23 protein-coding genes and 1 riboswitch are annotated in these 25,026 nt (G+C 74.4%); of the genes, 12 read left to right on the top strand and 11 right to left on the bottom strand.

Annotation, left to right across the window (positions count from 1 at the left end; genetic code table 11):
- Positions 1 to 12: 12 nt before the first annotated feature.
- A riboswitch (glycine riboswitch) is annotated at positions 13 to 121 on the top strand.
- A 282-nt stretch (positions 122 to 403) separates the two neighbouring features.
- Genes gcvP through gcvH form a run of 3 tightly spaced genes read left to right on the top strand, consistent with a single transcriptional unit; the run spans position 404 to position 4,891 of the window.
- On the top strand, positions 404 to 3,265 hold the full coding sequence (gene gcvP / locus AC3WT4_RS13225) for an aminomethyl-transferring glycine dehydrogenase (protein ID WP_492315695.1): 2,862 nt from the start codon (positions 404 to 406) through the stop codon (positions 3,263 to 3,265).
- The gene (gene gcvT / locus AC3WT4_RS13220; RefSeq protein WP_354053013.1) at positions 3,262 to 4,485 is read left to right on the top strand and encodes a glycine cleavage system aminomethyltransferase GcvT; all 1,224 of its coding nucleotides are present in this window, start codon (positions 3,262 to 3,264) and stop codon (positions 4,483 to 4,485) included. The genes gcvP and gcvT overlap by 4 nt, the downstream gene beginning before the upstream one ends.
- Positions 4,486 to 4,513: 28 nt before the next feature.
- The gene (gcvH, locus tag AC3WT4_RS13215; protein WP_021483687.1) at positions 4,514 to 4,891 is read left to right on the top strand and encodes a glycine cleavage system protein GcvH; all 378 of its coding nucleotides are present in this window, start codon (positions 4,514 to 4,516) and stop codon (positions 4,889 to 4,891) included.
- Between the two features lie 51 nt (positions 4,892 to 4,942).
- Here the strand turns inward: gcvH and AC3WT4_RS13210 are convergent, their stop codons facing one another.
- The 3 genes from AC3WT4_RS13210 to AC3WT4_RS13200 are packed head-to-tail and all read right to left on the bottom strand — an operon-like array spanning position 4,943 to position 8,924.
- Entirely contained in the window at positions 4,943 to 5,512 is a 570-nt protein-coding gene (locus AC3WT4_RS13210) for a hypothetical protein (RefSeq protein ID WP_086150167.1), read from the bottom strand.
- The gene (locus AC3WT4_RS13205) at positions 5,509 to 6,009 is read right to left on the bottom strand and encodes a pyruvoyl-dependent arginine decarboxylase (protein ID WP_043653117.1); all 501 of its coding nucleotides are present in this window, start codon (positions 6,007 to 6,009) and stop codon (positions 5,509 to 5,511) included. The genes AC3WT4_RS13210 and AC3WT4_RS13205 overlap by 4 nt, the downstream gene beginning before the upstream one ends.
- Complete coding sequence (locus tag AC3WT4_RS13200; RefSeq protein WP_492315646.1) at positions 6,006 to 8,924, bottom strand: hybrid sensor histidine kinase/response regulator; 2,919 nt, start codon at positions 8,922 to 8,924, stop codon at positions 6,006 to 6,008. The genes AC3WT4_RS13205 and AC3WT4_RS13200 overlap by 4 nt, the downstream gene beginning before the upstream one ends.
- Positions 8,925 to 8,994: 70 nt before the next feature.
- Between AC3WT4_RS13200 and AC3WT4_RS13195 the strand changes: the two genes are divergently transcribed.
- From AC3WT4_RS13195 to AC3WT4_RS13175, 5 genes are all read left to right on the top strand, one after another.
- Positions 8,995 to 9,390, top strand: coding sequence for a response regulator (locus tag AC3WT4_RS13195; RefSeq protein ID WP_257418666.1), 396 nt, complete (start codon positions 8,995 to 8,997; stop codon positions 9,388 to 9,390).
- Entirely contained in the window at positions 9,387 to 9,740 is a 354-nt protein-coding gene (locus AC3WT4_RS13190; RefSeq protein ID WP_492315645.1) for an Hpt domain-containing protein, read from the top strand. The genes AC3WT4_RS13195 and AC3WT4_RS13190 overlap by 4 nt, the downstream gene beginning before the upstream one ends.
- Before the next feature lie 108 nt (positions 9,741 to 9,848).
- Positions 9,849 to 10,133, top strand: coding sequence for a hypothetical protein (locus AC3WT4_RS13185; protein ID WP_074804139.1), 285 nt, complete (start codon positions 9,849 to 9,851; stop codon positions 10,131 to 10,133).
- A 170-nt stretch (positions 10,134 to 10,303) separates the two neighbouring features.
- Complete coding sequence (locus AC3WT4_RS13180; RefSeq protein ID WP_043653127.1) at positions 10,304 to 10,558, top strand: helix-turn-helix domain-containing protein; 255 nt, start codon at positions 10,304 to 10,306, stop codon at positions 10,556 to 10,558.
- Between the two features lie 79 nt (positions 10,559 to 10,637).
- Entirely contained in the window at positions 10,638 to 11,066 is a 429-nt protein-coding gene (locus AC3WT4_RS13175; protein WP_074804141.1) for a (deoxy)nucleoside triphosphate pyrophosphohydrolase, read from the top strand.
- A gap of 116 nt (positions 11,067 to 11,182) precedes the next feature.
- On the opposite strand, the gene AC3WT4_RS13170 is transcribed toward AC3WT4_RS13175, so the two are convergent.
- Positions 11,183 to 13,276 (bottom strand): glycosyl hydrolase family 28-related protein, encoded by a 2,094-nt coding sequence (locus AC3WT4_RS13170; RefSeq protein ID WP_492315644.1) that lies wholly within the window; start codon positions 13,274 to 13,276, stop codon positions 11,183 to 11,185.
- Between the two features lie 280 nt (positions 13,277 to 13,556).
- On the opposite strand from AC3WT4_RS13170, the gene AC3WT4_RS13165 reads away from it, so the two are divergent.
- The gene (locus tag AC3WT4_RS13165; RefSeq protein WP_492315643.1) at positions 13,557 to 15,398 is read left to right on the top strand and encodes a lipase family protein; all 1,842 of its coding nucleotides are present in this window, start codon (positions 13,557 to 13,559) and stop codon (positions 15,396 to 15,398) included.
- A gap of 7 nt (positions 15,399 to 15,405) precedes the next feature.
- Here the strand turns inward: AC3WT4_RS13165 and AC3WT4_RS13160 are convergent, their stop codons facing one another.
- From AC3WT4_RS13160 to AC3WT4_RS13150, 3 genes are read right to left on the bottom strand one after another with little or no spacing between them, the layout of a single operon-like run.
- Entirely contained in the window at positions 15,406 to 16,695 is a 1,290-nt protein-coding gene (locus tag AC3WT4_RS13160; RefSeq protein ID WP_492315642.1) for an enolase C-terminal domain-like protein, read from the bottom strand.
- A complete protein-coding gene (locus AC3WT4_RS13155; RefSeq protein ID WP_492315641.1) occupies positions 16,692 to 17,621 on the bottom strand; it encodes an NAD-dependent epimerase/dehydratase family protein in 930 nt (309 codons plus the stop codon). Before AC3WT4_RS13155 ends, AC3WT4_RS13160 begins: the two co-directional genes overlap by 4 nt.
- A 20-nt stretch (positions 17,622 to 17,641) precedes the next feature.
- Positions 17,642 to 18,019, bottom strand: coding sequence for a hypothetical protein (locus AC3WT4_RS13150; RefSeq protein WP_492315640.1), 378 nt, complete (start codon positions 18,017 to 18,019; stop codon positions 17,642 to 17,644).
- A gap of 153 nt (positions 18,020 to 18,172) precedes the next feature.
- Here AC3WT4_RS13150 and AC3WT4_RS13145 point away from each other — a divergent pair, with 153 nt between their 5' ends.
- Both AC3WT4_RS13145 and AC3WT4_RS13140 read left to right on the top strand, forming a co-directional pair.
- Positions 18,173 to 18,595 carry a VOC family protein gene (locus AC3WT4_RS13145; protein ID WP_492315639.1) on the top strand — a complete coding sequence of 141 codons (423 nt, stop codon included), beginning with the start codon at positions 18,173 to 18,175 and terminating at the stop codon, positions 18,593 to 18,595.
- 44 nt (positions 18,596 to 18,639) lie between these two features.
- Entirely contained in the window at positions 18,640 to 19,929 is a 1,290-nt protein-coding gene (locus tag AC3WT4_RS13140; protein ID WP_492315638.1) for an amidohydrolase, read from the top strand.
- 174 nt (positions 19,930 to 20,103) lie between these two features.
- Here the strand turns inward: AC3WT4_RS13140 and clpX are convergent, their stop codons facing one another.
- The 4 genes from clpX to AC3WT4_RS13120 form a co-directional block, all read right to left on the bottom strand.
- A complete protein-coding gene (gene clpX, locus AC3WT4_RS13135; RefSeq protein ID WP_194226624.1) occupies positions 20,104 to 21,459 on the bottom strand; it encodes an ATP-dependent Clp protease ATP-binding subunit ClpX in 1,356 nt (451 codons plus the stop codon).
- 83 nt (positions 21,460 to 21,542) lie between these two features.
- Entirely contained in the window at positions 21,543 to 22,754 is a 1,212-nt protein-coding gene (gene zapE / locus AC3WT4_RS13130; RefSeq protein WP_492315637.1) for a cell division protein ZapE, read from the bottom strand.
- A gap of 9 nt (positions 22,755 to 22,763) precedes the next feature.
- Positions 22,764 to 23,708, bottom strand: coding sequence for a permease prefix domain 1-containing protein (locus AC3WT4_RS13125; protein WP_257418657.1), 945 nt, complete (start codon positions 23,706 to 23,708; stop codon positions 22,764 to 22,766).
- Positions 23,705 to 24,049, bottom strand: a complete 345-nt coding sequence (locus AC3WT4_RS13120; RefSeq protein WP_043659819.1) for a PadR family transcriptional regulator — start codon at positions 24,047 to 24,049, stop codon at positions 23,705 to 23,707. The genes AC3WT4_RS13125 and AC3WT4_RS13120 overlap by 4 nt, the downstream gene beginning before the upstream one ends.
- A 118-nt stretch (positions 24,050 to 24,167) precedes the next feature.
- Between AC3WT4_RS13120 and AC3WT4_RS13115 the strand changes: the two genes are divergently transcribed.
- Entirely contained in the window at positions 24,168 to 24,878 is a 711-nt protein-coding gene (locus AC3WT4_RS13115) for an iron-dependent transcriptional repressor DtxR (protein ID WP_492315636.1), read from the top strand.
- The last annotated feature ends 148 nt before the right edge of the window (positions 24,879 to 25,026 follow it).

The following is a 25,026-nucleotide window of genomic DNA, read 5'->3' as shown; positions in this document are numbered from 1 at the left end:
GGCCGGGCCGCCAGAACCGCGACGGGAGAGTCCGTCGCCCCGGTCCCCGGACCGCGGCGACGGCGCCGAAGGAGCAAGTCCTCCCCGGGAATCTCTCAGGCCCACGTACCGTCGAGGCGAGGCAACTCTGGAAAGCGGCCGTGCTGGGGCGCCCTCGAGGCGTCGCGCGCGGCCCACCGACGGTGCAAGTCGGCGCGCCCCGGCCCTCGTGGCACGGCGGACCGGCAAAACTCTCAGGTCGACGCGTGCGTCCGATGACAGAGCGGGGAGGGACCCGCCGTCGTCCCCTCCCCCGGAGGTCCCCGTGACCCAGCCGTCCCTCGACCGCACCTCCCCGCTCGACGCCGCCTCCGGCGCGTTCGCGCCGCGCCACCTCGGCCCGCGCGGCCGCGAGGTGCAGGTCATGCTCGACCAGCTCGGCCACGCCTCGCTCGACGCGCTGGTCGACGCCGCCGTGCCCGCGGCGATCCGCACCGAGCGCCCGCTCGACCTGCCTGCGGCGCGCACCGAGACGGAGGTGCTCGACCACCTGCGCGCGCTCGCCGCGAAGAACGTCGTGAAGACGCAGATGATCGGGCTCGGCTACTACGGCACCGTCACTCCCCCGGTGATCCGTCGCAACGTCCTCGAGTCCCCCGCCTGGTACACGGCGTACACGCCGTACCAGCCCGAGATCTCGCAGGGCCGCCTGGAGGCGCTGCTCAACTTCCAGCAGGTCGTCGAGGACCTCACGGGTCTCGACGTCGCGAACGCGTCGCTGCTCGACGAGGCGACCGCGGTCGCGGAGGCCGTCGCCCTCATGTGGCGGGCGTCGCGCGCGAAGGGCGGCTACGTGGTGCTCGACGCCGACCTCTTCCCGCAGACGCTCGCCGTCACCCAGGGCCGGGCCCGGGCGGTCGGCCTGCCCGTCGTCGTCGCGGACCTGTCGGACGGCCTGGAGGCCGGGCTCGCCGCCGCCCGCGCGGCGGGCGCGTTCCCGACCGGGCTGGACGACGACGCGCACCTCGTGGGCGTCGTCGTCCAGCAGTCGGGCGCGTCGGGCCGCGTCGTGGACTGGCGGCCCGTGGTCGCGGAGGCCAAGGACGCGGGCGCGCTCGTCACCGTGGCGAGCGACCTGCTCGCGCTGACGCTGCTCGTCTCCCCCGGCGAGCTCGGCGCCGACGTGGCGGTGGGCTCGGCCCAGCGGTTCGGCGTCCCGTTGTTCTACGGGGGCCCGCACGCGGCGTTCATGGCCGTGCGCAAGGGTCTGGAGCGCTCGCTCCCCGGCCGTCTCGTGGGCGTCTCGATCGACGCCGACGGCGCCACCGCCTACCGCCTCGCGCTCCAGACGCGCGAGCAGCACATCCGGCGCGAGAAGGCGACGAGCAACATCTGCACGGCGCAGGCCCTCCTCGCGATCGTCGCCTCGATGTACGCGGTCTACCACGGGCCCGACGGCCTCCGCGCCATCGCCGAGCGCACGCACGCGCACGCCGTGACCCTCGCGGAGCGCCTCCGGGCCGCGGGCGTCGCCGTCGAGCACGACACCTTCTTCGACACCGTCCGCGCCGTCGTCCCGGGCCGCGCCACCGCCGTCGTCGAGGCCGCCGCCACCGCCGGCATCAACCTGTACAACCCCGATGCAGATCATGTACAGATCGCCTGCGACGAGACCACCACCCCCGCGACCGTCGACACCGTGCTGAGGTCGTTCGGCGTGGACGCCGCTGGAGGCCCGAGCGCCGAGGGCGCCCCCGTGGCCGGGTCCGGCCACGACCTCCCGACCTGGGCGACCCGGACGACGGCGTACCTCCGGCACCCGATCTTCCGCCTGCACCGGTCCGAGACGTCGATGCTGCGCTACCTGCGCCGTCTCGCGGACAAGGACCTCGCGCTGGACCGCACGATGATCCCCCTGGGCTCGTGCACGATGAAGCTCAACGCGACGGCGGAGATGGAGGCGATCTCCTGGCCGGGGTTCGCGGACCTGCACCCGTTCGTGCCGGCCGACCAGGCGCGCGGCTACGAGGAGCTGATCGGCGGCCTCGAGTCGGCGCTCGCGGAGATCACGGGTTACGCGGGCGTCTCGGTGCAGCCGAACGCGGGGTCGCAGGGCGAGCTCGCGGGCCTCCTGGCGATCCGCGAGTACCACGTGTCGCGCGGCGACGTGGAGCGTGACGTGTGCCTGATCCCCGCGTCGGCGCACGGGACGAACGCGGCGTCGGCGGCGCTGGCGGGGCTGAGGGTCGAGGTCGTGCGCACCGCGGAGAGCGGCGAGGTGGACCTGGCCGACCTGCGCGCGAAGCTGGCCGACCACGGCCCGCGGGTCGCGGCGATCATGATCACGTACCCGTCGACGCACGGCGTCTTCGAGGAGCACGTCCGCGAGGTCTGCGACCTCGTACATGAGGCGGGTGGTCAGGTGTACATCGACGGGGCGAACCTCAACGCGCTCGTCGGGCTCGCGCGCCCGGGGGAGTTCGGGGGCGACGTCTCGCACCTGAACCTGCACAAGACGTTCTGCATCCCGCACGGCGGGGGAGGGCCGGGAGTCGGCCCCGTCGCGGTCGCCGCGCACCTCGTGCCGTTCCTCCCGGGCGACCCGCTGGCTCCCGGTCAGGACCCCGCCACCGGTACCCCGGTCTCGGCGACGCGGTACGGGTCGGCCGGGATCCTGCCGATCTCGTACGCGTACGTCGCGCTCATGGGCCCGGACGGTCTGACGGAGGCGACGAAGACGGCCGTGCTCACGGCGAACTACGTCGCGAACCGGCTCGCCGACCACTACCCGGTGCTGTACACCGGGCCGAACGGCCTCGTCGCGCACGAGTGCATCCTCGACCTGCGCCCGATCACCGCGCAGACGGGCGTGACGGCGGAGGACGTGGCGAAGCGGCTCATGGACTACGGGTTCCACGCCCCGACGCTCTCGTTCCCCGTGGCGGGCACGCTCATGGTGGAGCCGACGGAGAGCGAGGACCTCGCGGAGCTCGACCGGTTCGTCGACGCGCTCGTCGCGATCCGCGGCGAGATCGACGCCGTCGCCTCCGGCCGCTGGAGCGTCGAGGAGTCGCCGCTGCGCGGCGCCCCGCACACCGCGGCGGCGCTCGTGGCGGAGGACTGGGACAAGCCGTACTCGCGCGAGCTCGCGGCGTACCCGGTCGCGAGCCTGCGCGCCGGGAAGTACTGGCCGCCGGTGCGCCGCATCGACGGTGCGCGGGGCGACCGCAACCTGGTGTGCTCGTGCCCGCCCCTGGAGTCCTACGTGACGGGAGACCTCGCATGACCGAGCAGCAGACCGGGACGACCGAGAGCGCGGAGCGTCGCAGCCCGCTGCACGACGAGCACGTCGCGCTCGGCGCGAACCTCACGAGCTTCGGCGGGTGGCTGATGCCGCTGCGGTACACGTCCGACCTCGCGGAGCACCGCGCCGTCCGCGAGGCGGCCGGCCTGTTCGACCTCTCCCACATGGGCGAGATCGAGGTCGCGGGACCGCAGGCCGCGGCCGCGCTGGACCACGCGCTCGTCGGGAACCTCTCGGCGGTCGCGCCCGGCCGGGCGCGCTACACGATGATCTGCCAGGAGGACGGCGCGGTCCTCGACGACCTCGTCGTGTACCGCCTCGCGGACGAGCGGTTCCTCGTGGTCGCGAACGCGGGCAACGCGGACCTCGTCGCGCGCGAGCTCGTCGCGCGGGCCGCGGGCTTCGACGCGAACGTCACCGACCAGGGGTCGGCCACGGCGCTCGTCGCGGTCCAGGGGCCGCGCGCGGAGGAGATCGTCGCGGGCCTCACGGACCCGGCCGACCCGGTCGCCGCCGGGACCGTGCGCGACCTCCGGTACTACGCGGCGGCACCGCTCGTGCTGCGCACCGACGACGGCGCGGTGGACGCCCTCGTGGCCCGCACCGGGTACACGGGGGAGGACGGCTTCGAGCTGTTCGTGCCCGCGGACCGCGCCGCCGACCTGTGGCGCACCGTGCTCGCCGCGGGCGGGCCGCTCGGCCTCGTCCCGGCGGGCCTCTCCGCGCGCGACTCGCTGCGCCTGGAGGCGGGGATGCCGCTGTACGGGCACGAGCTCGACACCACGACCACGCCGTACGAGGCGGGGCTCGGGCGCGTCGTGAGGCTCGACAAGGTCGACGCCGACGGCGCCCCGCTCGAGTTCGTCGGCCGGGCCGCGCTCGCCGCGCGCCGGGAGTCCCCGCCCGCGCGCGTGCTCGTCGGGCTCGAGGGGCTGGGGCGACGGCCCGCGCGGGCGGGCTACGCCGTCGTGCTGCCGGGCGACGGCGTCGACGCCGGGGGAGCGGTGGGGGAGTCCGCGCGCCGCGTGGGCACGGTGACGTCCGGTGCCCCGTCGCCGACGCTCGGCCACCCGATCGCCCTGGCGTACGTCACGCCCGAGCTGTCGGCGGAGGGCACCGAGCTCGCCGTCGACGTGCGCGGACGGGCCGAGCCCGTGGTCGTCGTGCCGCTCCCGTTCTACCGTCGTCCCCAGCAGTCCTGACCGACCCGTCGTCCCGAAGGAGAACCCCATGACCGAGGCCCAGTTCCCGGCGCACCTGCAGTACACGGCCGAGCACGAGTGGATCGACGGCTCGACCCCCGCCGTCGTCGGGATCACCGCGACGGCTGCCGAGGCGCTCGGCGACATCGTCTACCTGGAGCTGCCCGAGGTGGGCGCCGAGGTGACGGCCGGGAGCGTCATCGGCGAGGTCGAGTCGACCAAGTCCGTGTCGGAGCTCTTCTCGCCCGTCACGGGCACGATCGTCGAGGTGAACCAGGCGGCGGTCGACGACCCGGCCGTCGTGAACTCGGACCCGTACACCGACGGCTGGCTGTTCAAGGTCGACGTCGTCGACACGGGCGACCTGCTCACCGCCGACCAGTACGCGGCGCACGTCGGCAGCTGACGACCGGGCCGGGGCGGCGCGGACCGCCCCGGCACAGGGTCGGCGGAACGGTCAGCGGAACGTCGTCGCGTAGTACGTCTGCTGGTCGACGGTCTCGACCTCGACGTCCTGCGTCCGCTCGAGGTGGCGGCGCAGGTTGTCCGCGAACCGCAGCGAGTCGTCGTTGAACCGCGACACGTCGTAGGCGCACACCACGCGGTTCTCCGCGAGGTGCGCGACGAGCGCGTCGATCATGTCCATGAACGTCCGGCTCGCGCGACGGCCCGGGTGGGCGAGCGTGAAGCCGATGTACCAGACGGCGCCGCGCGCGGCGTGCTCGGGGTAGCGCGCCGCGAAGAACTCCGGGCTCACCCACGGGACCGCCGCGAGGTCGGTCGCGAGCGTCGTCAGCCCGACGGCCGCGCCGTCGTCGTCGTGCGCGAGGAGCTTGAGGACCCGCGGGTCGCTCATCTCCTCGTCGAACTCCTCGCGGTGCAGCACGTGCCGGGCCGCCGCACGCGTGCGCAGCGGCTCGAACGCCTCGAGGTAGAGCTCCCAGAACCGGTCGGCGAGCTCGCCGTCCACGGTCTGCTCGAACGTCACCGCGGCGCGCCCCGCGCCCGCACGCGCCGGCGCCGTCACCGGGTCTCCCCGTCCCAGCCCTCGCGGCGGTACGCGGCGACGACGACGGAGCACACGGGCAGCGACTCGCAGCGCACCCCGGCGACCCGGCGGCCGGCCGGGTGGAACCGGTTGCCGCGCGTCGCGGCCAGGTCCTCCAGGCTGAGCGTGAGGTCCAGCTCGAGCTGCTCGTGCGACGGCGCCTCGTGCTCCACGAAGAGACCGGCACCGCTGTCGTCGTCGCGCAGCGACCACGCCACGCCGGCCCACGCCTCGTGGCCGGGCATCACGGCGTGCGCCTCGGCGTACACGCAGTAGAGGAGGTCGCCGTGCCCGCCGTACCCCTCCTCGAGACGGTCCACCTCGACCACGCGGGACCCGGGCGGCACGACGGAGCTCAGCCGGACGAGGTTGAAGTCGCCGACGCCGGCGTCCGTGAGCGCCGCGTCGAACGCGGACAGCTCGGTCCTCCCCGTGCCCGTCCCGTGGCTCACGTAGATGATGGGTCCCGCGGTCATGTGTTCTCCGTCCTCGAGGCTCTCGCCCCGTCGTCGTGCGCCGTGCCCCAGCGGCCCGCGGCCGTGTCCAGGAGGTCGAGCACGGGTTCCAGCAGCTTCTCGGGGGCGGTGCTCCCCTTGCGCAGGTAGACGGTATCTCCCAGCCGGAGGTCCGCACGCTGGTGCGCGTCGAGGCGCGCCCCGCTGTAGATGACGAGCGGGACCCGGCTCAGGCGGCCGTCCTGGCGGAGCACGTCGACGACCTCGCGCCCCGCGCCGTCGGGCAGCGTGAGGTCGAGCACGACGAGCGCCGGGTCGTCGCCGCCCGCGAGCACCTCCAGCGCCTCGTGGACGCTGCGCGCCAGCGTGACGACGAGGCCCGCCCCCTGCAGGACGGTCCGGACCACCTCCCCGACCTCCGGGTCGTCCTCGACGACGAGCACGTGCTCGTGGTGCGGGCGCAGGCTGACGGCCTCCCTGACGGTGCGCTCGAGCTCCGCGGGCGCGACCGGCTTCACGAGCCAGCGGTCGGCGAGGGACGCCGTCGCCACGGCCTTCGCGGGCTGCGAGCCCGAGACGATGACGACGGGCACGTTCGCCGTCGCGGCGCTCCGGCGCACCCGGTCGAGCACGTCCTGCCCGTCGCGCCCCGGCATCGCGAGGTCGAGCACGACGGCGGCGGGCCGGGCGGCCTCGATCGCCGCGAAGGCGAGCGTGCCGTCGGTCACCCCCACGACGTCGTACCCGCGCGACTCCAGGACCGCGCGCAGCACGTCGACGACGTACGCGTCGTCGTCGACCACCACGACCCGGGGGCGCGGGTCGCCGGGCGCCGCCGCGGGCACCTCGTCGGCCGTGCCGAGGACCGGCTCGGGCCGGGGGAGCGTCGCACGGAAGGTCGCGCCCGTGCCCTCGCCGCGGCTCTCGGCCCAGATGCGGCCCCCGTGGCGCTCCACGATGCTCTGCGAGATCGCGAGCCCGAGCCCGCTGCCCCCGCGCTCGCGCGAGTCGGACGCGTCGACCTGCTCGAAGCGCCGGAACACCGCCTCGAGCTTGTCCGGGGGGATGCCGCGTCCCTCGTCCTCGACGCGGAGCTCGACCATCTCCCCGGCGGAGCGCGCCGAGATGCGCACCGTCCCGCCGGGCGGGGAGAACTTCACGGCGTTGCTCAGCAGGTTCGTCAGCATCTGCACGACCCGGTCCCCGTCGACGGCGACGACCTCGTCGGTGTCCTCCTGCACGATCTCGACACCGGCATCGCGCGCGAGGAGGCCGACCGGCTCCGCGGCCGTCGAGACGAGGTCGGCCACGCGGTGGTCGGCCCGCTCGAGCGGCGTCGTGCCCGAGTCCATGCGCTCGATGTCGAGGATGTCGTCCACGATCCGGTTGAGGCGGTCGCTGCTCGACCGTGCGACGTGCACCATGCGCGCCGAGCGCTCGGGGAGCGTCCCCAGGGCGCCGCTGTCGAGCAGGCCGAGCGCGCCGCGGATCGCGGTGAGCGGCGTGCGCAGCTCGTGGCTCACGACGGACACGAACTCGTCCTTGAGCCGCTCGACCTCCCGCCGGTCCGTGATGTCGCGGAACACGACGACGGCGCCCAGCGTGCGGCCGTCGTCCTTGAGCGGGCTGGCCGTCACCTCGACGGCCACCTCGGAGCCGTCCTCGCGGAGGTAGACGTCCTGCTCGGCGACCGCGGTGACGCCGTCGCGCACGGCCTCCCGGATGTAGCAGGAGTCCGGGGGATAGGGGTTGCCGTCCGCGTCCGGCGCGTGGAAGAGCGCGTGCGCGTCCCGGCCGATGAGCGAGTCCTGGCTCGCGCCGAGCGTGCGGGACGCCGCCGCGTTGACGAAGGTGACGCGGCCGTCGGGGTCGACGCCGTAGATGCCGTCCGCCACGGACTCGAGCGTCCGGGCGCGCTCCCCGGCGAGCGCGCGGAGCTGGGACGTGCGTTCCTCGACCCGCCGCTCGAGACCGTGCAGCAGCGACTCGTTGTCGGCGACGACGAGGATCTGCCGCGCGACGACCGCGAGCAGCACGACGACCCAGAGCGCGTTCGGGGCCCACGAGAAGCCCGTCGAGGACTGCACGACCCGGATGAGCGCGGCCGCGAGGAACAGGCAGAACGTCACGGTCGTGCCGAGGATCGCGGACCCCTGCGCGCGCTCGTCGGCCACCGGGCTGCCGCTCGCCGCCCGGTGCCGCGCGGCGAGCGCGATCATGAGGTACCCGCCGACCCACCCGACGTCGATCGGGCTGCCGAACGTGAACGTGCCGTCGGCGGAGAGCAGGGCGAACGCGACGTCGGCCACGGCGTAGAGCACGAACCCGCTGCCCACGAGCACGAGGGGCACCCGCTCGGAGGCGGTCGAGCGGGTCATCACGAGGACGGCGAAGGTCGCGAGCAGCGCGTCCACCACCGGGAGCGTGTACGCCGTGACGGCCGTCGTACCGGTCGGCGGGGCCTCGGCGGAGCGGAGCGTCACCGCGTAGAGCGCGATGTACAGCACCGAGCCGCCGACGACGACGCTGTCGAGCAGCATCCGCCCGATCTCCTTGCCGCGCGGGCGCACGGTGGGGAAGAACGCGAGCCCGACGATGCCGAGGAGCAGCGCGGCGATGTAGGCGTAGTCGCCCGTCGAGGGGTTGTCGACCAGGCCCGCCCAGACGTTCCCGACGAGACCGACCACGCCGCCGAGCGCGAGCAGGCTCCACGCCCGACGCCGTCGGCCCGTCGAGCGTGCCGCGCGCCACCCGCAGCTCGCCGCGGCGATCGCCCCGGCGCTCACGATCGAGGCTTGCGAGACCGTGCGTCGCGTCTCGGCGTCGAGCGGGCTCGCGAGGACGAGGACGAGGAGCACGAGGAGGGCGCCGACCACCCAGCACCAGAGGACGAAGGGGTCGTGCGTCCGCTCCGTCCGTCCCCGCTGCCCCACCATGCGTCGAGCCTAGGGGAGCGCGCGTCGGTGCGCGCTGCCGGGTGCGGGCTTCTCGGCTAGCGTCGGGACGATGGACGCGGAAGGGCAGAAGAGGCGGCGCGTGGTCGTCATCGACGACGACCCGTCGATCCGCGAGGTCGTCGAGCTCGCGCTCGACGTGGTGGGTGGCTACGAGGTGCACGTCGCGGCCGACGGCGACGAGGGCGCGGCGCTCGCCGAGCGGGTGCGGCCCGACGCGATCGTCCTCGACGTGATGATGCCCGTCGTGGACGGGCCGACCGTGCTCGCGCGTCTGCGGACCCGCCCCGCGCTGCGGGACGTGCCGGTCGTCTTCCTCACCGCCAAGGTGGGTGCCGGGGAGATCTCGCGTCTCGACGGCCTGGGTGCGGCCGGCGTCATCACGAAGCCGTTCGACGCCCTCGACCTCGCGGCCCGGCTCGGCTCCCTCCTCGGGTGGAAGCCGTGACGGCCGGACCCGACGGTCGCGCCGAGGACCGGCTCGACGCCGCGCTCGTCGTGCTGCGGGGGCGGGCGCGCGCCCGGAACTCGGCCCGGGTCGACGAGGCGGCCCGCCTTCTGGGCCTCGGGGCGGAGGGGGCGGGGGCTCCCTCGGCCGAGGCCGTCCTCGAGGCCGCGGCGCTGTGCCACGCCGTCGCCGGGTCGGCCGGGACGTTCGGCGACGACGAGACGACCGCGGCGGCGCGCGCGCTGGAGACGGCGCTCCGCGCGGGCGACCTCGCCGCGGTCCCGGCACGTCTGCGGAGCCTGCACGCGCTGACCGACGGCGCCCGGGACGGCTCGAACCCGGAGTCTTGAGCAAATCTTGAGGTTCTCCTGCGGCGGACGTGGGATTCCCCCGAGGACCGACCACCAGTGTGGTGGGTGCCGAGGGGACCGTCCCCCGGACTGGCAGGGGGTACTCCCATGATCGACACCGTGACGTCGCCCGACCGCCCGACCCGAGGCGAGACCCACGCACCCCGCGTCCCGACGCCGACCTACCTCACGTCGGGCCCGCAGGCGAGCATCGACGCCGCCATGGCAGCGCTGAGCGACACCGTCGAGCGCACGCTGCAGGAGGACCTCGCCCAGGGAATGCTCCCGACGGTCGAGCAGATGAGCGTGAGCGTCGTGACCCGTTCGACGGGTTCCCTCGAGGACTACACCGCGGTCGCGCTGCTGCTGCTCTCGTACCAGCACCTCGTCTGACCTGCACCGACGCCGCTCCGGCGGCACTTTCGTCCGGGCCTGGACGAACGTCCTGAAACTCGTCGCGAGAAGTCGCGTCATGAAACGACTCCTGTCCCATCCCTTCAAGTAGCACCAACCGGAACTCGCCACGTGGGGATGACGTGACCGGAGAGCATCTGGAGGAGAACATGAGCACCATCGAGCTGGTCCGCCCCGTGGCGGCCCCGTCGGAGCGGATCGCCACACCGATCGCTCCGCTGACCCGCCGGGAGCGGGTCGTCCTGTCGAACCTGTCTGAGGACGTCACGCTCGAGCAGATCGCCACCAAGCTCTTCGTCACGCGCAACACGGTCAAGTCGCAGGTCCGCAGCCTCTACCGCAAGCTCGGCGTCTCGACTCGTGCCGAGGCCGTGGCCTGGGCGCGGGCGGCCGGCCTGCGCTGACGAGCGGCCCCGCAGCCCTCCCAGGCTGCGGTCGCGGTCGTGTCACCCGCGCGTCACGACGCCGTGCGACACTCCGCGTATGACTCTGCGCAGACTGGTGGTGGCCGCGGCGATCGTCGACGATCTCGTCGCTCCGCGGCTCCTGCTCAGCGCGCGCCGGTCCCGTCCGTCGCACCTCGCAGGCCGCTGGGAGTTCCCCGGGGGCAAGGTCGACCCCGGTGAGACCCCGACGGAGGCGCTGCACCGCGAGCTCCGCGAGGAGCTCGGCGTGGCCGTGGAGCTCGGTGACGAGATCGTGGGCCCCGACCACGGGACCTGGATCATCACCGACCGCCACGTGATGCGCCTGTGGTTCGCGCGGATCACGGCGGGGGAGCCCCGACCGCTCGTCGAGCACGACGAGCTGACCTGGCTCGACGCCGGGAGGTGGCTCGACGTGCCGTGGCTCGACGCCGACGTGCGCATCGTCGAGGAGCTCGCGCGCCAGGTGGCGCCCGAGGCGGTCTGACGTCGCGGTCGACCGTCGCGCCGACGTCCCTCTCGTGAGCGCACGGACCACGTGAGCGCACGGACCGGTCGCGGCCGGCACGATCCGACCACGACCGATCCACGCGTGCAGCGGGTTCAGCCGACCGGCTGGACCCAGGGCGACGGGGCCGGGGGAGCGACGACCGGCGGCCGGTCGGTGCAGCTCGGCGCGCTGGGCACGAACCGGCCGAGCCAGTTCACGGTGCCCGGCTCCCACGGGCTGAGCGACGTACCGTCGTTCCCCCCGAGGTCGGTGAGCGTGAACTCGGTGCCGCCGTCGGGGAAGGTGAACGCGCCGCAGTTGTTCACCCCCGCCCAGCCGACGTTGCGGGCGTCGACGTTCTCGAACGACGCGCCGCCGCGGACCCGCGCGCTGACCACGGACGTGCCCGTGCCGTCGACCCGCACGTCCCGGAACGCGACGCCCTCGGTCTTCACCCGGTCCTTCACGCCCCAGTCGGAGACCAGCATGATCGCGTTGTACGTGCTGTCGAGGTAGTGGTCGCCGGTGACCCGGACGTCGGCGTCGATGTCGCCGTCGAGCGCGTAGAACCAGATCGCGCCGAGCCCGATGTCCCAGTTGAGCTCGAGCGTGCCCGCACGGACGGCGGTGTTGTCGGTGAGGTCGAGGCGGCCCGCGAACGGCTCGGCGCCGAACCGCGACCCGACGTGCAGCCCGCTGCCCTCGCGCACCGGGTCCGCGACGAGGTTCGCACGCACCGTGTTGTCCGTGCCGCCGTAGACCGCGATGCCGTTGGCCAGGGTGTTCGACTGGATCGTGTTGTTCTCGAACACGTTGCCGGCGTTGGCGACCTTCTCCGACCACATCGCGAGGCCGTCGTCGCCGGTGTTCCGGACGAAGACGTCCCGGACGACCGAGCTCGTCACGCCACCGTGGAAGTTCAGCGCGTCGGCGACCTGGTCGACGATCACGGTGCTCTCCACGCGCAGGTTGTCCATCGGCCCGTCGAACCACAGTCCGACCTTGGTGTGCTGGAGGTACAGGCCGGAGATCGACGAGTCGCTCAGCGCGCCGCCGACGCCGTTGACCTGGTCGGTGTCGACGCGCTCGCGGACGTCCCCGACGATCGCGAAGTCGCGCAGGTGCACGTCTCGGCTGCCGCCCTCGTCGGCGTACCTCCCGTAGAACCCGACGCCGGTGTGCACGGACCCGTCGGGCGCGGGCGCGTCCAGCGCGACCTGCGTGCCCCGGAAGATCGTGTACCAGCTCCCGGCGCCCTGGATGGTCACGTCGTCGACGACGACGTGCCGGTTCACCTGGTAGACGCCCGGCGGGACGTACACCTCGAGCCGGTGCTTCCTCGCGAACGCGATCGCCTTGTCGAGCGCGTCGGCGGAGTCGCGCCGACCGGTGGGGTCGGCCCCGAAGAGCAGTGCGTTCGCCGCGAGCAGGCGCACCTTCGGCGGCGCGACCTTCTCGGAGTCGAGGAGGTCGATCACGGTCCACTCCGCCGCGCCGCGCGCGGGCACCGTGAGGCGGACGACGTCGCCCTTCCTGTACGTCTGGCCGAGCAGGAGCCGCTGCTCGTCGTAGAACTTCATGGGGCGGAACGGCTTCTCGAACGTCGGGGTCGGCGTCGTCTCCGCGGGGACGCACGCGCACTCGGCGACCCACCAGCCGGGCTGGAGGACGTCCGCCGTCGGGTCGTTGGTGAACGGGTACTGGTTGTACAGGTAGGAGTACGCCGACGTGAGCGTCATGCGCCGGTCGAGCCCGACCTTCTTGCCCTGGCGCAGGACCGACACGTCGAGCGGCGACGTGATCCCGCCGCCCGTGGGGGAGTCGGGGATCGAGTACCGGACCGTGATCGCGTTCGCGTCCGCGGGGAGCGTGAACTCCACGTCCTGCCCCGCCGTGAGCCGGACGGCCGAGCGGCCCGACGCCTCGGCCTCGATCATGTAGGCGTCACGACCGGGCCCGATCACGGTCCCGGTCGTCACGGCGTTCTCCGCCTCCTGCTCGAGGAACGGGACGGCGGCGCCGCGTCCCTCGACGAGCGCCGGGTCGACGGCGGCCCGTGTCACCACGGCGGGTGCGGGTGGTCGGGGCGTCCCGTGGGCCAGGGCCGACGGCGTGCCTCCCGCGAGGAGCGTGAGGGCGAGCGCCGTCACGATCACGGTGCGGGTGCTGCGTCGGCGCGCGGCGGGGTGGTTCGTGCTGCGAATCATCGTCGACCCGTCTTCTCTCGGGAGGCGAGCGGCCTCCGTGCTCGCCGGGGGCGTGCTGACCCTCCGGCCCGCTGCGCGGTCGCACCTCCGGGCAGCGCCGTTCGTGCTGAACACTAGGACGCAGTCTCCACAGTGGCAAGGGTCTGTAGCGATATTGCGTGTCGCCGTCGGGTTCTTGCATGGACGGCTCGCCCCCGTCGAGACGGCCGCGTCGGAGGGTTCGCGAGGACGCGCCCCCGGCCGACGAGCGCTCCGCGGACCCGCCCGGTACGGTCGCCGCGTGAGCCGCCTCGTCGCCAGGACGCGAGCCACGGTCACCGCGAGGGACCGGGTGCCCCCGTGGGCCGTCATCACCGTGGGAACGGTCTGCGCCCTGCTCGGCGCGGCCGTCGTCCTGCGGCCGTTCGCGTCGCTCGCCCTGCTCGTCGTCGCGGTCGTGGCCGGGGCCCTCGTCCTGGGCGTCGCCGAGCTCGTCGGTGGCGCGGCCGACGAGCGCACCACCGCCCTGAGCGGCGGAGCGCGTGCACGTCCGCGCCGGCTGCGGCTCGTGCGGGGAGGACTGTTCCTGGCCCTCGCGGTCGCCGTCGCCCTGTGGCCCGCGCCGTCGATCGTCGTCGTCGCGCTCCTCGTCGGTGCGGGTCTCGTCGTCGCCGGGCTGCTGGACGCGCTCGAGGGCGTGCGCTCCGCGGGGGTCGACCGCTGGACCCGTGTCGGCCTCGGCGCGGCCTCGGTCGTGCTCGGCCTGGTCGCCCTCTCGTGGCCGGACGTCACGGTCCTCGTCGTCGCGGTCGTCCTCGGGGTGCGGCTCGTGGTCCTCGGTGTCCGCCTGGTCGTCGCCGGGGTCCGCCGCACCCGCGCTCCGGGACCGAGCGCGGACCTCGATACCGGGCTCGTCGAGGCGCCCGGCACGGCGACGACCCGACCGCACGGCCGGGCGGCGCTCGTCGGCGCGGTCCTGGCGGTCGTCGCGGCGGGCGGGCTCGCCGTCGTCAGCGTCGGGCTGCACCGCGCGGCGCCGCAGGTCGACGCGTTCTACGACCCGCCGGCGTCCGTCCCGGACGAGCCCGGTCGGCTCCTGCGCGCCGAACCCTTCACCCGCGAGGTCCCTGACGGGGCGACGGCCTGGCGCATCCTCTACACGACGACGCGCGACGAGGACCAGCCCGCGGTGGCGAGCGGGCTCGTCGTGGTGCCGGACGCCGCGGCGAGCCCGTCGCCGGTGATCGCGTGGGCGCACGGCACGACGGGCTCCGCGCGGGGGTGCGCGCCGTCGGTCCTCGACGAGCCGTTCGAGTCCGGCGCGTTCTACCTGCTCGACGACGTGCTGGCGCGGGGGTGGGCGCTCGTCGCCACCGACTACGTCGGCCTGGGCACGGACGGCCCCCACCCGTACCTCGTCGGTCAGGGCGAGGCGCGGTCCGTGGTCGACGCGGTCCGCGCCGCGCGCGAGCTCGACGGTGCGACGCTCGGCGAGCAGACCGTCGTCTGGGGCCACTCCCAGGGTGGCCACGCCGCGCTGTGGACCGGGGCCGTCGCCCCCGGGTACGCGCCCGACGTCCCCCTCGCCGGTGTCGCCGCCCTCGCGCCGGCGAGCGACCTCACGGGCCTCGTGGCCCACCTGGAGAGCGTCGCGGGCGGGAGCGTCTTCGCGTCGTTCGTGGTCGAGGCCTACGACGCGATCTATCCCGACAGCGACGCTGCGGGGTACGTGCGCCCGGGAGCGCGGTTCGTCGTGCGGGAGATGGCGTCCCGCTGCCTGTCCGAGCCCAGCACGCTGGTCTCGGTGGCGGAGGCCCTGTCGATGGACCAGCCCCTGTGGACGACGGACCCGACCACGGGGCCGCTGGGCGAGCGCCTCGCCGAGAACGTGCCGACCGGACCGGTCGCCGCCCCGTTGCTCGTCGCCCAGGGGGCGTCGGACACGTTGATCCTCCCCACGGCGCAGGAGGCGTACGTCGGCGCTCGGTGCGCGGCCGGGCAGCCGGTCGACTACCGCACCTACCAGGGGCGGGACCACGTCGGGCTGGTGCAGGCGGGCTCGCCCGCCGCGGCGGACCTCGTCCGATGGACCGAGGCGCGTCTCGCGGGCGAACCGCCGACCCCGACGTGCATCGGCGGATGACGCGCCCTCAGGGGGCGACCAGGCCGCCGTCGGGCGCGCGGACCCCCGCGGCCCACGCGTCGTGCCCCGCGAGGTCGGCCGGGTAGCGCGCCGCGGCACGCTCGTCGAGGTCGACGCCGAAGCCGGGCGCGTCGTGCGGGCGCAGCCAGCCGTCGACGATCCGCAGCGTCCCGGGGAACACCTCGTGGACGGCGTCGGAGTAGACGTGGCCCTCCTGGATGCCGAACGCGGTCGAGGTGACGTCGAGCGCGACGTTCGCCGCGGCGCCGACCGGCGACGTGTCGCCCGGCGCGTGCCAGGCCGTGCGCACCCCGACCAGCTCGGCCGCCGTCGCGAGGGCGCGGCCCGCGCTGAGACCCCCGATCGCGCTGATGTGGCAGCGGATCAGGTCCACGCCGCCTCCGAGGACGAGCCGCGCGGCGTCGGGGAACGACGTCGCGAGCTCGCCCACCGCGATCGGCACGGGCGAGGCGGCGCGTACCTCGGGCAGGCGGTCCCAGTGCTCCGGCGCGAGGACGTCCTCGAGGAAGAAGGGTCGGTAGGGCTCCAGGGCGCGCGCGAGCATCACCGCCTGCTTGGGCGTGAGGCGCGAGTGGACGTCGTGCAGGAGCTCGACCTGATCGCCGAGCGCCTCGCGCGCCGCCGCGAAGAGCCTCGGCGTCCGGCGCAGGTACTCCTCGACGCTCCAGCCGTGCGGGTGGGGTGCGGCGGGGTAGCCGGGCTCGGGGTCCGCGGCGGTGCCGTAGTGGCCGGCGCCCGGCTGGCCGGTCTGGATCCGCACGTGGCGCCACCCGGCGTCGACGATCCGCGCCGCGTCGTCGATCGTCTCCGCGACGGTGCGTCCGCTCGCGTGGAGGTACGTGTCGGCGGCGTCGCGCACCTTGCCGCCCAGCAGCTCGTGCACGGGCATGCCCGCGCGCTTGCCGGCGATGTCCCACAGCGCCATGTCGAGGCTCGAGATCGCGTTGTTCCCCACGGGCCCCTCGCGCCAGTAGGGCGCGAGCCGCGCGAGGCGGACGAGGTCGCCGATGTCGCCGGGATACCGCCCGACCACGAGCCGCTCGAGATGCCGCTCGACGTACGCGGCCACCGCGTGCCAGCGCTGCGTGTACGTCGCGCACCCGAGCCCGTAGAGGCCGGGCACGTTCGTGTCGACACGCACGACGACGAGCGGGATGCCGTCCGGCGCCGTGACGATCGCGCGCACGCCGGTGATGCGCGTGCCGTCCCGCGCGGGCCACGGGTTCGCGAACGCGGGGTCGACGGGGTGGACGGTGCGGAGCGGGGCGTCGGTCACGGGCTCTCCGAGGGAGGTCGGGCGTCGGGCACGGTGCGGGGCCGCGCGGCGGGGTGGGCGTCCGGCCGGTCGGGCGAGGCGTCGTCCGGCCGGTGGACCGAGTGCCGCGGCCGGAAGCCGAGCAGCTCGCGGGCGCGCCGCGTGTCGACGAGGCCGTCGTGCGGACCGATCGGGCGCGTGAGGGGCACGTCCGGGGCGAAGCGGGCGAGGAGGTCGGGCGTCGGGACGTCGAGGAGCGTGTCGTCCGCCGCGAGCCCGACGACGTGGGCGCCCGTCAGGTCGGCCCTCAGCCCGGCCTCGACCGCGCGCGCCGCGTCGCGCAGGTCCAGGTACGCCCAGCCCTCGCGCGCGACGACGCGGGGGTCGCGGGCGACGGCCGCCGCGGTCTCGCGCAGCCCGGCGGCGTCGCGCACGTGCGGGAAGCGCAGCGCCACGACGTCGATCCCCCACCGGCGCCACGCGGCCCGGGCCGCAGCCTCGTCCGCCTGCTTCGAGAGCGAGTACGCGTCGGCGACGTCGGCCGGGACGTCCTCGTCGAGCGGGTAGTAGGCGGGCCGCACGTCGTGCGGGTTCATCGGGACCCCGAACGCGTTGATGCTGCTCGCGACCACCGCCCGCGGCACACCTCGTTCGCCCGCGAGCGAGAGCACGGCCCACGTTGCCGTCGTGTTGGTCGCGTACACCTCGAGCGGCGTGCCCAGGTCCGGGTGCGGGATCGCGGCGAGGTGCACGACGGCGTCCGCGTCCTCGAGCCCGCGGCTCACGTCCTCGGGGGAGCGGGCGTCCCCGACGATCGCGCGGTCAGCGTGGCACGGGTGCTCGAAGGCGGTCGACAGCGCCGTGACCTCGTAGCCCTGGCCGAGCAGGTGGTGCACGGTCGCACGGCCGATGCCGCCGTCGGCACCGGTGACGAGGACGCGCGTCATGCCCACACCCTACGGCCCCGTCAGGCCTGGTCGTCCTGTTCTTGCGGGATATCTGTCGAAAGATTGCTCTCCGGGGCGGCGGCGCTCGCTCGGGCGCGCAGCATGCTCGCGACGTCCGCGAGCGTGCTGCCCACCGCGCGCGGCGCACGCTCGGGGCGGAGGTAGCGCGCGTCGTCGTCCGTGTCGTCCGCCGTAGAGGGTGCCGGGAAGGCCGGGTGCGCATCGGCCGGGGCCGCAGGGTGTGCCGGCGACCCCGGGACCACGCGTCCTCCTCCTGAGCGCCACGCGAGCGTCGCGTCGACGAGGCGCCGGTATACGCCCGCGTCGAGCGGGTCGCGGAGCCACGCGTCCGCCGCCTCGGCGACGTGCTGCGCGAGACGTGCCTCCTGGTCCGTCACGTTCCTCTCCTCTCGCGCCGGTCCGTCGCGGGCGAGCCTAGCCCGGACGCCGTGCCGCTCTCCGTCGAGGGCGGGGAGCAGGAGGCCCGACGACGTGGCCCGCCGTGCGAGCGGTCGCGCGACGGGCGACGGTGGCGAGCGGAGGTGGTCACCGTGGCCGACGTGTTCCCCCGGATCGCCCAGGTCGTGCTCGACACGACCGACGCCCGTGCGCTCGCGGAGTTCTACCGCGGCCTGTTCGGGCTCGAGTACCGCGCGGGCGACGAGTCGCCCGCCGTGGGCGAGCCCGACCCCGACGGCGCGGACTGGCTCGTGCTGCGCGCCGCCCCGGGCGGGGTCCAGCTCGCGTTCCAGCAGGTCGAGACGCTCCCACCCTCGACGTGGCCCGACGACGGCGTGCCGCAGCAGCTCCACCTCGACTGCACCGTGCCCGACGTCGCGGAGCTCGACCGGCAGCACGACCGCGCCCTCGCGCTCGGGGCGCGTCTGCTGCTCGACCGGTCCGACGACCCGGACGAGCCGTTGCGCGTCTACGCCGACCCGTCCGGCCACCCGTTCTGCCTCTTCGTGGGCTGACGCGCGCGCTCGCCGTCCGTCGCCGGGCACGGGATCATGCCTGCATGACCGCGACCCCGCTCACCACCGCCGAGCTCACCGACGTCTACACCGACCTCCACCGGCACCCCGAGCTCGCGTTCGCCGAGCACCGGACCGCCGGGATCGTGGCCGAGCGGCTGCGGGGCTGGGGATACGACGTGCACGAAGGGATCGGCGGGACGGGGGTCGCGGGCGTCCTCGCGAACGGCGACGGGCCGCGCGTGCTGCTGCGCGCCGACATGGACGGGCTCCCCGTCACCGAGCGCACCGGCCTCCCGTACGCCTCCACGGACACCGCGACCACGCCCGACGGGCACGAGTCCGGCACCATGCACGCGTGCGGCCACGACGTGCACGTGACGTGCCTGCTCGGCGCCGCGGCCGAGCTCGCCGCGCACCGCGACACGTGGTCGGGCACGCTCGTCGTCGTCTTCCAGCCCGCCGAAGAGGTCGGCGGGGGAGCGCGGGCGATGGTCGCGGACGGCCTCTTCGACCGGACCGGCGGGCGGCCCGACGTCGTCCTGGGGCAGCACGTCATGCCCCTGCCCGTGGGCGTCGTCAACCTCACGGCCGGGCCGGCGATGGCCGCGACCGACTCGTTCCGCGTCACCCTGCACGGCAAGGGCGGCCACGGCTCCAGCCCCGAGTCGACCGTCGACCCGGTCGTCATGGCGGCCGCGACGGTCATGCGGCTCCAGGGCGTGGTGTCGCGGGAGGTCGGGGCCCGGGAGTCCGCGGTCGTGACCGTTGGGGCCCTGCGGGCCGGCACGCAGGCCAACATCATCCCGGGGTCGGCGGAGCTGCTCGTCAACGTCCGGTCCTTCACGCCGCAGGTGCGCCGCCGCGTGCTCGACGCGATCCACCGCATCGTCGACGCCGAGGCCGCGGCGTCCGGGGCGCCCCAGGCCCCGGAGTACGAGGAGGTCTCGACGTTCGACCTCATGGTCAACGACCCCGCCGCCACCGAGCGCACCCGGGCCGTCCTCGCCCGCGCGCTCGACGAGCAGCACGACCGCATCGCGGCCGCGGGCGGGCGGGCCGCCGTCGTGTCGCTGCCGCCGCTGCCCGGGTCCGAGGACGTCGGCGACCTCGCCACCGCCGCCGGCGTGCCGCTCGTCTACTGGAACCTCGGCGGGTTCGACCCCGCGCTGTTCGCCGCGTTCGACCTCTCCACCGCGACGGGCATGGGCAACCTGCCCGACGGCGTCGCGCCGAACCACTCCCCGTCCTTCGCGCCCGTCCCCGAGCCGACGCTCGACCTGGGCGTCGCGCTCCTCGTCGCCGCGGCGCGCGACTGCCTGCGCGCCGCGTGACGTCGTCGCGCGCGACCGGGGTGTGCGCCCACGGGGCCGCGGCTCCACCGGGATGGACCCGGGCTCGACCTGGAAGGACCCGGGCTCTACCTCGGCGGACCGGGGGGCTCTACCTCGTGCGGCGGGGAGCCCGTCCTGTGTCGGGCCGGCCTGGGGGGTGCGTCGTCGGTGCGGTCAGGCGGACTTCTCGCGCGGGGTGCGCGCGCGCGCGGTCGTGGTGCGCGGCACGATCGTGGGATTGACGTTGTCCAGCACGACCTCACGCGTGATCACGACCCGCTCCACGTCATCGCGCGACGGCACGTCGAACATCACCTGCTGCAACACCTCCTCCATGATCGCGCGCAACCCCCGCGCCCCCGTCCCACGCAACAACGCCTGCTCCGCGACCGCCTCGACCGCACCCTCGGTGAACTCCAGCTCCACCCCGTCGATCGCGAACATCCGCTGATACTGCTTCACCAACGCATTCCTGGGCTGGGTCAGGATCCGCACCAACGCCTCCCGGTCCAACGCCGCCACCGACGCGATCACCGGCAGGCGCCCGATGAACTCCGGGATCAACCCGAACCGGTGCAGATCCTCGGGCCGCACCTGCGCGAACAGGTCCTCCCCCGCACCCGTCTCGATCGGCGCACCAAAACCCACACCCCGCTTGCGCGCCCGCGCCGCCACGATGTCGTCCAACCCCGCAAAAGCCCCCGCCACGATGAACAGCACGTTCGAGGTGTCCACCTGGATGAACTCCTGGTGCGGATGCTTACGACCACCCTGCGGCGGCACCGACGCGCTCGTACCCTCGATGATCTTCAACAACGCCTGCTGCACACCCTCACCCGACACGTCCCGCGTGATCGAGGGGTTCTCCGCCTTGCGCGCCACCTTGTCGATCTCGTCGATGTAGATGATGCCCGTCTCAGCCTTCTTCACATCGAAGTCCGCCGCCTGCACCAGCTTCAACAAGATGTTCTCCACGTCCTCACCGACATACCCCGCCTCGGTGAGCGCCGTCGCGTCCGCGATCGCAAAAGGCACGTTCAACATCCGCGCCAACGTCTGCGCCAGATACGTCTTGCCCGTCCCCGTCGGACCGATCAACAAGATGTTCGACTTCGCCAGCTCCACGAAGTCCGGGTCGTCGGTCGCGAGGGCCTCGCCCGCCTCCTCGGCGGCAGCGGCGGCACGGACGCGCTTGTAGTGGTTGTGCACCGCGACGGCCAGCGCCCGCTTGGCGCCGTCCTGACCGACGACGTAGCGGCTGAGGTGCGCGAAGATCTCGTGCGGCGTGGGGAGCGGGCCGCTGCCGGTGACGATGTCCTGCTCGGCGGACTCCGTCTCACGGTCCTCCTCGACCATCTCGAGGCAGAGGGCCACGCACTCGTCGCAGATGAAGACGCCCGCGGGGCCCGCGATGAGCCGCTTCACCTGCCGCTGCGACTTGCCGCAGAACGAGCACGTGAGCGCGTCCGCCGCGCGGGGCCCGCGCTGCCCGCGCGCGCCGCCGTCGTCGGTGCCGTCGGAGCGTGCCACCAGGTGCCTCCAGTCGAGTCGGTTGCGGCCGATCGTAACCGTCGCCCACGACACCCCCGCACGCGCGCGCCCGGGCGCGTCGGTCAGACGCGCGGGACGTCGTCCGCCGGGACGGTGTCGTCCGCGTCCTCGGTGAGGAGCTGGAGCCGGCTCGCGGTGCGGAACGCGTCCGGGCGGTCGGGGAGCGCGGTGCGGAACGTGGTGAGCGCGTGGGGCGACGTGACGACGAGCTCGACGTCCGCGTCGACCAGCACGTCGACGACCGCGACGAACCGCTGCTGGGCCTCGCGGTCGACGCCCGTGAGCAGCGGGACGTCCGTGACGACCCACCGGGGGAAGCGCACGGACCAGTCGAGGTACTCCAGGGTCGACGTCGGCCGGCCTGCGAGGTCGTCGAACGCCACCCACAGCTCGGCCGCGCGCGCCGCCGCCACGGGGAACGTGCGCGACCCGGTGCGCACCGCCGTCGCCTCGTCCGCGCCCGGGCGGCGCAGGCCGCGGGCGTCGAGCTGCGCCGTCGTGCCGGGGCGGAGCCACGCGCCCGCGGCGAACCCGGCGCGACCGCGCCCGCCCAGCGTCCGGTAGTCCGTGGGCCCGGCGAGCTCGACGACGTCGAGGTGCGCCCGCAGGAGCGCGATCCCCGGCTCGGCGACGTGGTGCCACAGCGGGTTCGGCAGCAGCGTGCCGGGCTCGTAGTTCGACGTCGCGAGCACGACGACGCCCGTCGCGAACGCCCGGCGCAGGAGCCGGGTGAGCAGGGTCGCGTCGCCGGTGTCGTGGAGGTGGAGCTCGTCGAGGTAGAGCAGCGTCGTCCCGCGCAGGAGGCCGTCGATCGCGGAGTCGACGGCGCCGGGGCGTGGCTCCGGCGAGCTCTCCGACGGCCCGGGCGGCGTCGGCTCCGCGACCGGCGCGGTCGCCCGGGTGCGCCACCCGCGCGTCGGGCCACCCTGCCCGACGGCGGGCCGCGGCCCGGCGAGGGCGCTCACCCGCTGGGCGTGGATCGCCGCGTGCAGCGCGCGGAACAGGTCGTACACGTGGACCCGCGTGGCCGCGCCGGCGGGGAGCCCGGCCGCGACGGCCGCGTAGAACGCCCCCGCCAGCCACGACTTCCCGCGTCCCGCGGGGCCCCACACGTACAGCCCGCGGACGGGCCGCCGTCGGGCCCCGGCGAGCTCGTCGCCGAGCCGCACGAGCCGGTCGAGGAGCGCGGACTGGTCCGCGTCGAGCGCGAACCCCTCACGCGCGGCGGCCGCCTCGACCGCGCGTCGGACGCGGTCGAGGCGGCGGCTGGTCACCGGGTCAGCCTAGGCGCGGCGACCACGCAGGGTCTTGACCCAGACGTCGATGACGTCCCAGGCCGCGATGACGACGGTCGCCGCGATGATCCCGTTCGAGAGCCACGTGAGCGAGTCGCCGCCCGTGACCTCGAGGAACGCGGGGTTCACGAGGCGGTCGGCGCTCGCGAGCCACACGACCACCCCGGCGAACAGGGCCCCGATGACCGTGTTGACGGCGGCGAGCCCGAGGGTCCACCGGCCGCGCGCGTACACGAGGATCGTGAGGACGATCTCGGCCGCGACGAGCGCGACGAGCACGCCGGTCCAGACGGGCCACAGGTCGGGGTGCAGCACGGGGACCGCGGTGCCGTCGGGGCCCCGGTAGGTCGCGACGTTCTGGAGGAGCAGCACGGCGGCGACCAGGACGAGCAGGCCGACCGACACGACCGTGTCGACGAGCGTGACCTCGCGGGGCGCGCGCTCGGTCGGGAGGCGGTCGACCGTCCAGGGGCCGGTGAGCTCGTCTTGGCTCCGCGGGGCGCCGTAGCGCTCCAGCAGGACGAAGACGAGGGTCGTCCAGAACGCGATCTGGAGGGCGACCGAGGCGGTCGTCCAGATGCCGCTCCAGATGGCCGACCCGACGGGGCCGCCGTCGACGAGGTCCGTCGTGAGCACGATCGCCCCGGGGATGAGGGCGACCCAGAGCAGCACCTTGAGGAGGCGCAGCCAGTCGAGGTAGAGCGTCGGCCCGATGAGGTACAGCGGGCGACCGGCGAGGTCGGCCGCGAGGCGGTCGGGGTCGCCGAGGTCGTTGAGGACGTCGGTCTCGGCTCGGGCCGGGTCGGTGCCGGCCTCGACCTTGGCCTCGACCGCGTCGGCGACGGACGTGCGGAGCTCCTGCTCGAGGTCGGCGTGCTGGTTCGCGGGGACGCGGCGCAGCGTGGCGGCGACGTAGCGGTCGGTGAGCGTCATGACGTGCCTTCCTGGGAGTCGATGGTCTGGAGGCTCCGTGCGATCGCGAGCCACTCGTCGAGCAGGTCGCGGGCGAAGCGCTCGCCCGCGGGGGAGGTGCGGTAGAACTTGCGCGGCCGCGCCTCGTCGGTGTTCCACTCGCTCACGAGGAGGCCCTGCTTCTCGAGCCGGCGCAGGAGCGGGTAGAGCGTGTTGGCGTCGACGGGGACGCCCGCTGCGGCGAGCGCCTCGAGGAGCCCGTAGCCGTAGCCGGGCGTGCGCAGCAGCAGCAGGCTCGCGACGACGACGGAGCCGCGGCGCACCTCCTGGCTGTGCCCGGCGTAGATCTCGGGATCGGTCATGCCTCACACCATAGTGTGTGGCGCACAGTATGAGCAATAGACACATCATCGTGTCGACGAGAGAGCGCTAGACTGGAATGGTTCCAGAGAAGAGTGCGTACCTGCCGCGGGAGGCCGAGTGACCGACCTGATCGACACCACCGAGATGTACCTGAAGTCGATCTACGAGCTGCAGGAGGAGGGGATCCCCCCGCTGCGCGCGCGGATCGCCGAGCGCCTCGGGCACTCGGGGCCGACGGTCTCGCAGACCGTGGCGCGCATGGAGCGCGACGGCCTCGTCGTCGTCGGGGGGGACCGCCAGCTCGAGCTCACGGCCCTCGGCCAGCAGACGGCGGTGCGCGTCATGCGCAAGCACCGCCTCGCCGAGCGCCTGCTCACCGACGTCATCAAGCTCGACTGGGAGCACGTCCACACCGAGGCCTGCCGCTGGGAGCACGTGATGAGCGACCTCGTCGAGCGGCGCCTCGTCGGGCTCCTCGACCACCCGGCGCACGACCCCTACGGCAACCCCATCCCGGGCCTGCGCGAGCTGGGCGAGGACCTGCCCGAGGTCGGCTACCTCCAGGGCGTCGTGTCCCTGCGGGCCCACCTCGTCGCGCGCGGCGCGGTGCCCGGCACGGAGGTGCGCGTCGTGCTCCAGCGCATCGCCGAGCCGATCCAGGTCGACGTCGAGCTGCTCGCCCGGTTCGCCGAGGCGGGCGTCTTGCCGCACCGGACCCTCGTGGTCACGGTGGACGACGGCGTCGTCACCGTCTCGGGCGAGGGCGCCCTGACCGTCCTCGACCTGCCCGACGACGTCGCGCGGCACCTGTTCGTGACCGCGGACTGACGGGCTTGTGGCCCTGGGCGGCCGCTGAGAACGAGGTTGGTCCCGCTGTCCACCGGACAGCGGGACCAACGTCGTTCTGGTGGGGGAGCGGTGTCGTGCTCGCCGACCGGTGTCGTGCGGCGGGGGTCGTCAGGGGACGATGAGCCCG

The sequence above is a fragment of the Cellulosimicrobium sp. EB106-03-01-XG111 genome, from assembly GCF_058792115.1.
Note: the sequence above shows the minus strand (reverse complement) of the source record. Positions and strands in the feature narration are given on the sequence as shown.

Bases quoted from the DNA above. Each gene is read 5' to 3' on its own strand.
- gcvP (WP_492315695.1), top strand. From the start codon at position 404: ATGCTCGACCAGCTCGGCCACGCCTCGCTCGACGCGCTGGTCGACGCC.
- gcvT (WP_354053013.1), top strand. From the start codon at position 3,262: ATGACCGAGCAGCAGACCGGGACGACCGAGAGCGCGGAGCGTCGCAGC.
- gcvH (WP_021483687.1), top strand. From the start codon at position 4,514: ATGACCGAGGCCCAGTTCCCGGCGCACCTGCAGTACACGGCCGAGCAC.
- AC3WT4_RS13205 (WP_043653117.1), bottom strand. From the start codon at position 6,009: ATGACCGCGGGACCCATCATCTACGTGAGCCACGGGACGGGCACGGGG.
- AC3WT4_RS13200 (WP_492315646.1), bottom strand. From the start codon at position 8,924: ATGGTGGGGCAGCGGGGACGGACGGAGCGGACGCACGACCCCTTCGTC.
- AC3WT4_RS13195 (WP_257418666.1), top strand. From the start codon at position 8,995: ATGGACGCGGAAGGGCAGAAGAGGCGGCGCGTGGTCGTCATCGACGAC.
- AC3WT4_RS13185 (WP_074804139.1), top strand. From the start codon at position 9,849: ATGATCGACACCGTGACGTCGCCCGACCGCCCGACCCGAGGCGAGACC.
- AC3WT4_RS13180 (WP_043653127.1), top strand. From the start codon at position 10,304: ATGAGCACCATCGAGCTGGTCCGCCCCGTGGCGGCCCCGTCGGAGCGG.
- AC3WT4_RS13175 (WP_074804141.1), top strand. From the start codon at position 10,638: ATGACTCTGCGCAGACTGGTGGTGGCCGCGGCGATCGTCGACGATCTC.
- AC3WT4_RS13170 (WP_492315644.1), bottom strand. From the start codon at position 13,276: ATGATTCGCAGCACGAACCACCCCGCCGCGCGCCGACGCAGCACCCGC.
- AC3WT4_RS13155 (WP_492315641.1), bottom strand. From the start codon at position 17,621: ATGACGCGCGTCCTCGTCACCGGTGCCGACGGCGGCATCGGCCGTGCG.
- AC3WT4_RS13140 (WP_492315638.1), top strand. From the start codon at position 18,640: ATGACCGCGACCCCGCTCACCACCGCCGAGCTCACCGACGTCTACACC.
- AC3WT4_RS13125 (WP_257418657.1), bottom strand. From the start codon at position 23,708: ATGACGCTCACCGACCGCTACGTCGCCGCCACGCTGCGCCGCGTCCCC.
- AC3WT4_RS13120 (WP_043659819.1), bottom strand. From the start codon at position 24,049: ATGACCGATCCCGAGATCTACGCCGGGCACAGCCAGGAGGTGCGCCGC.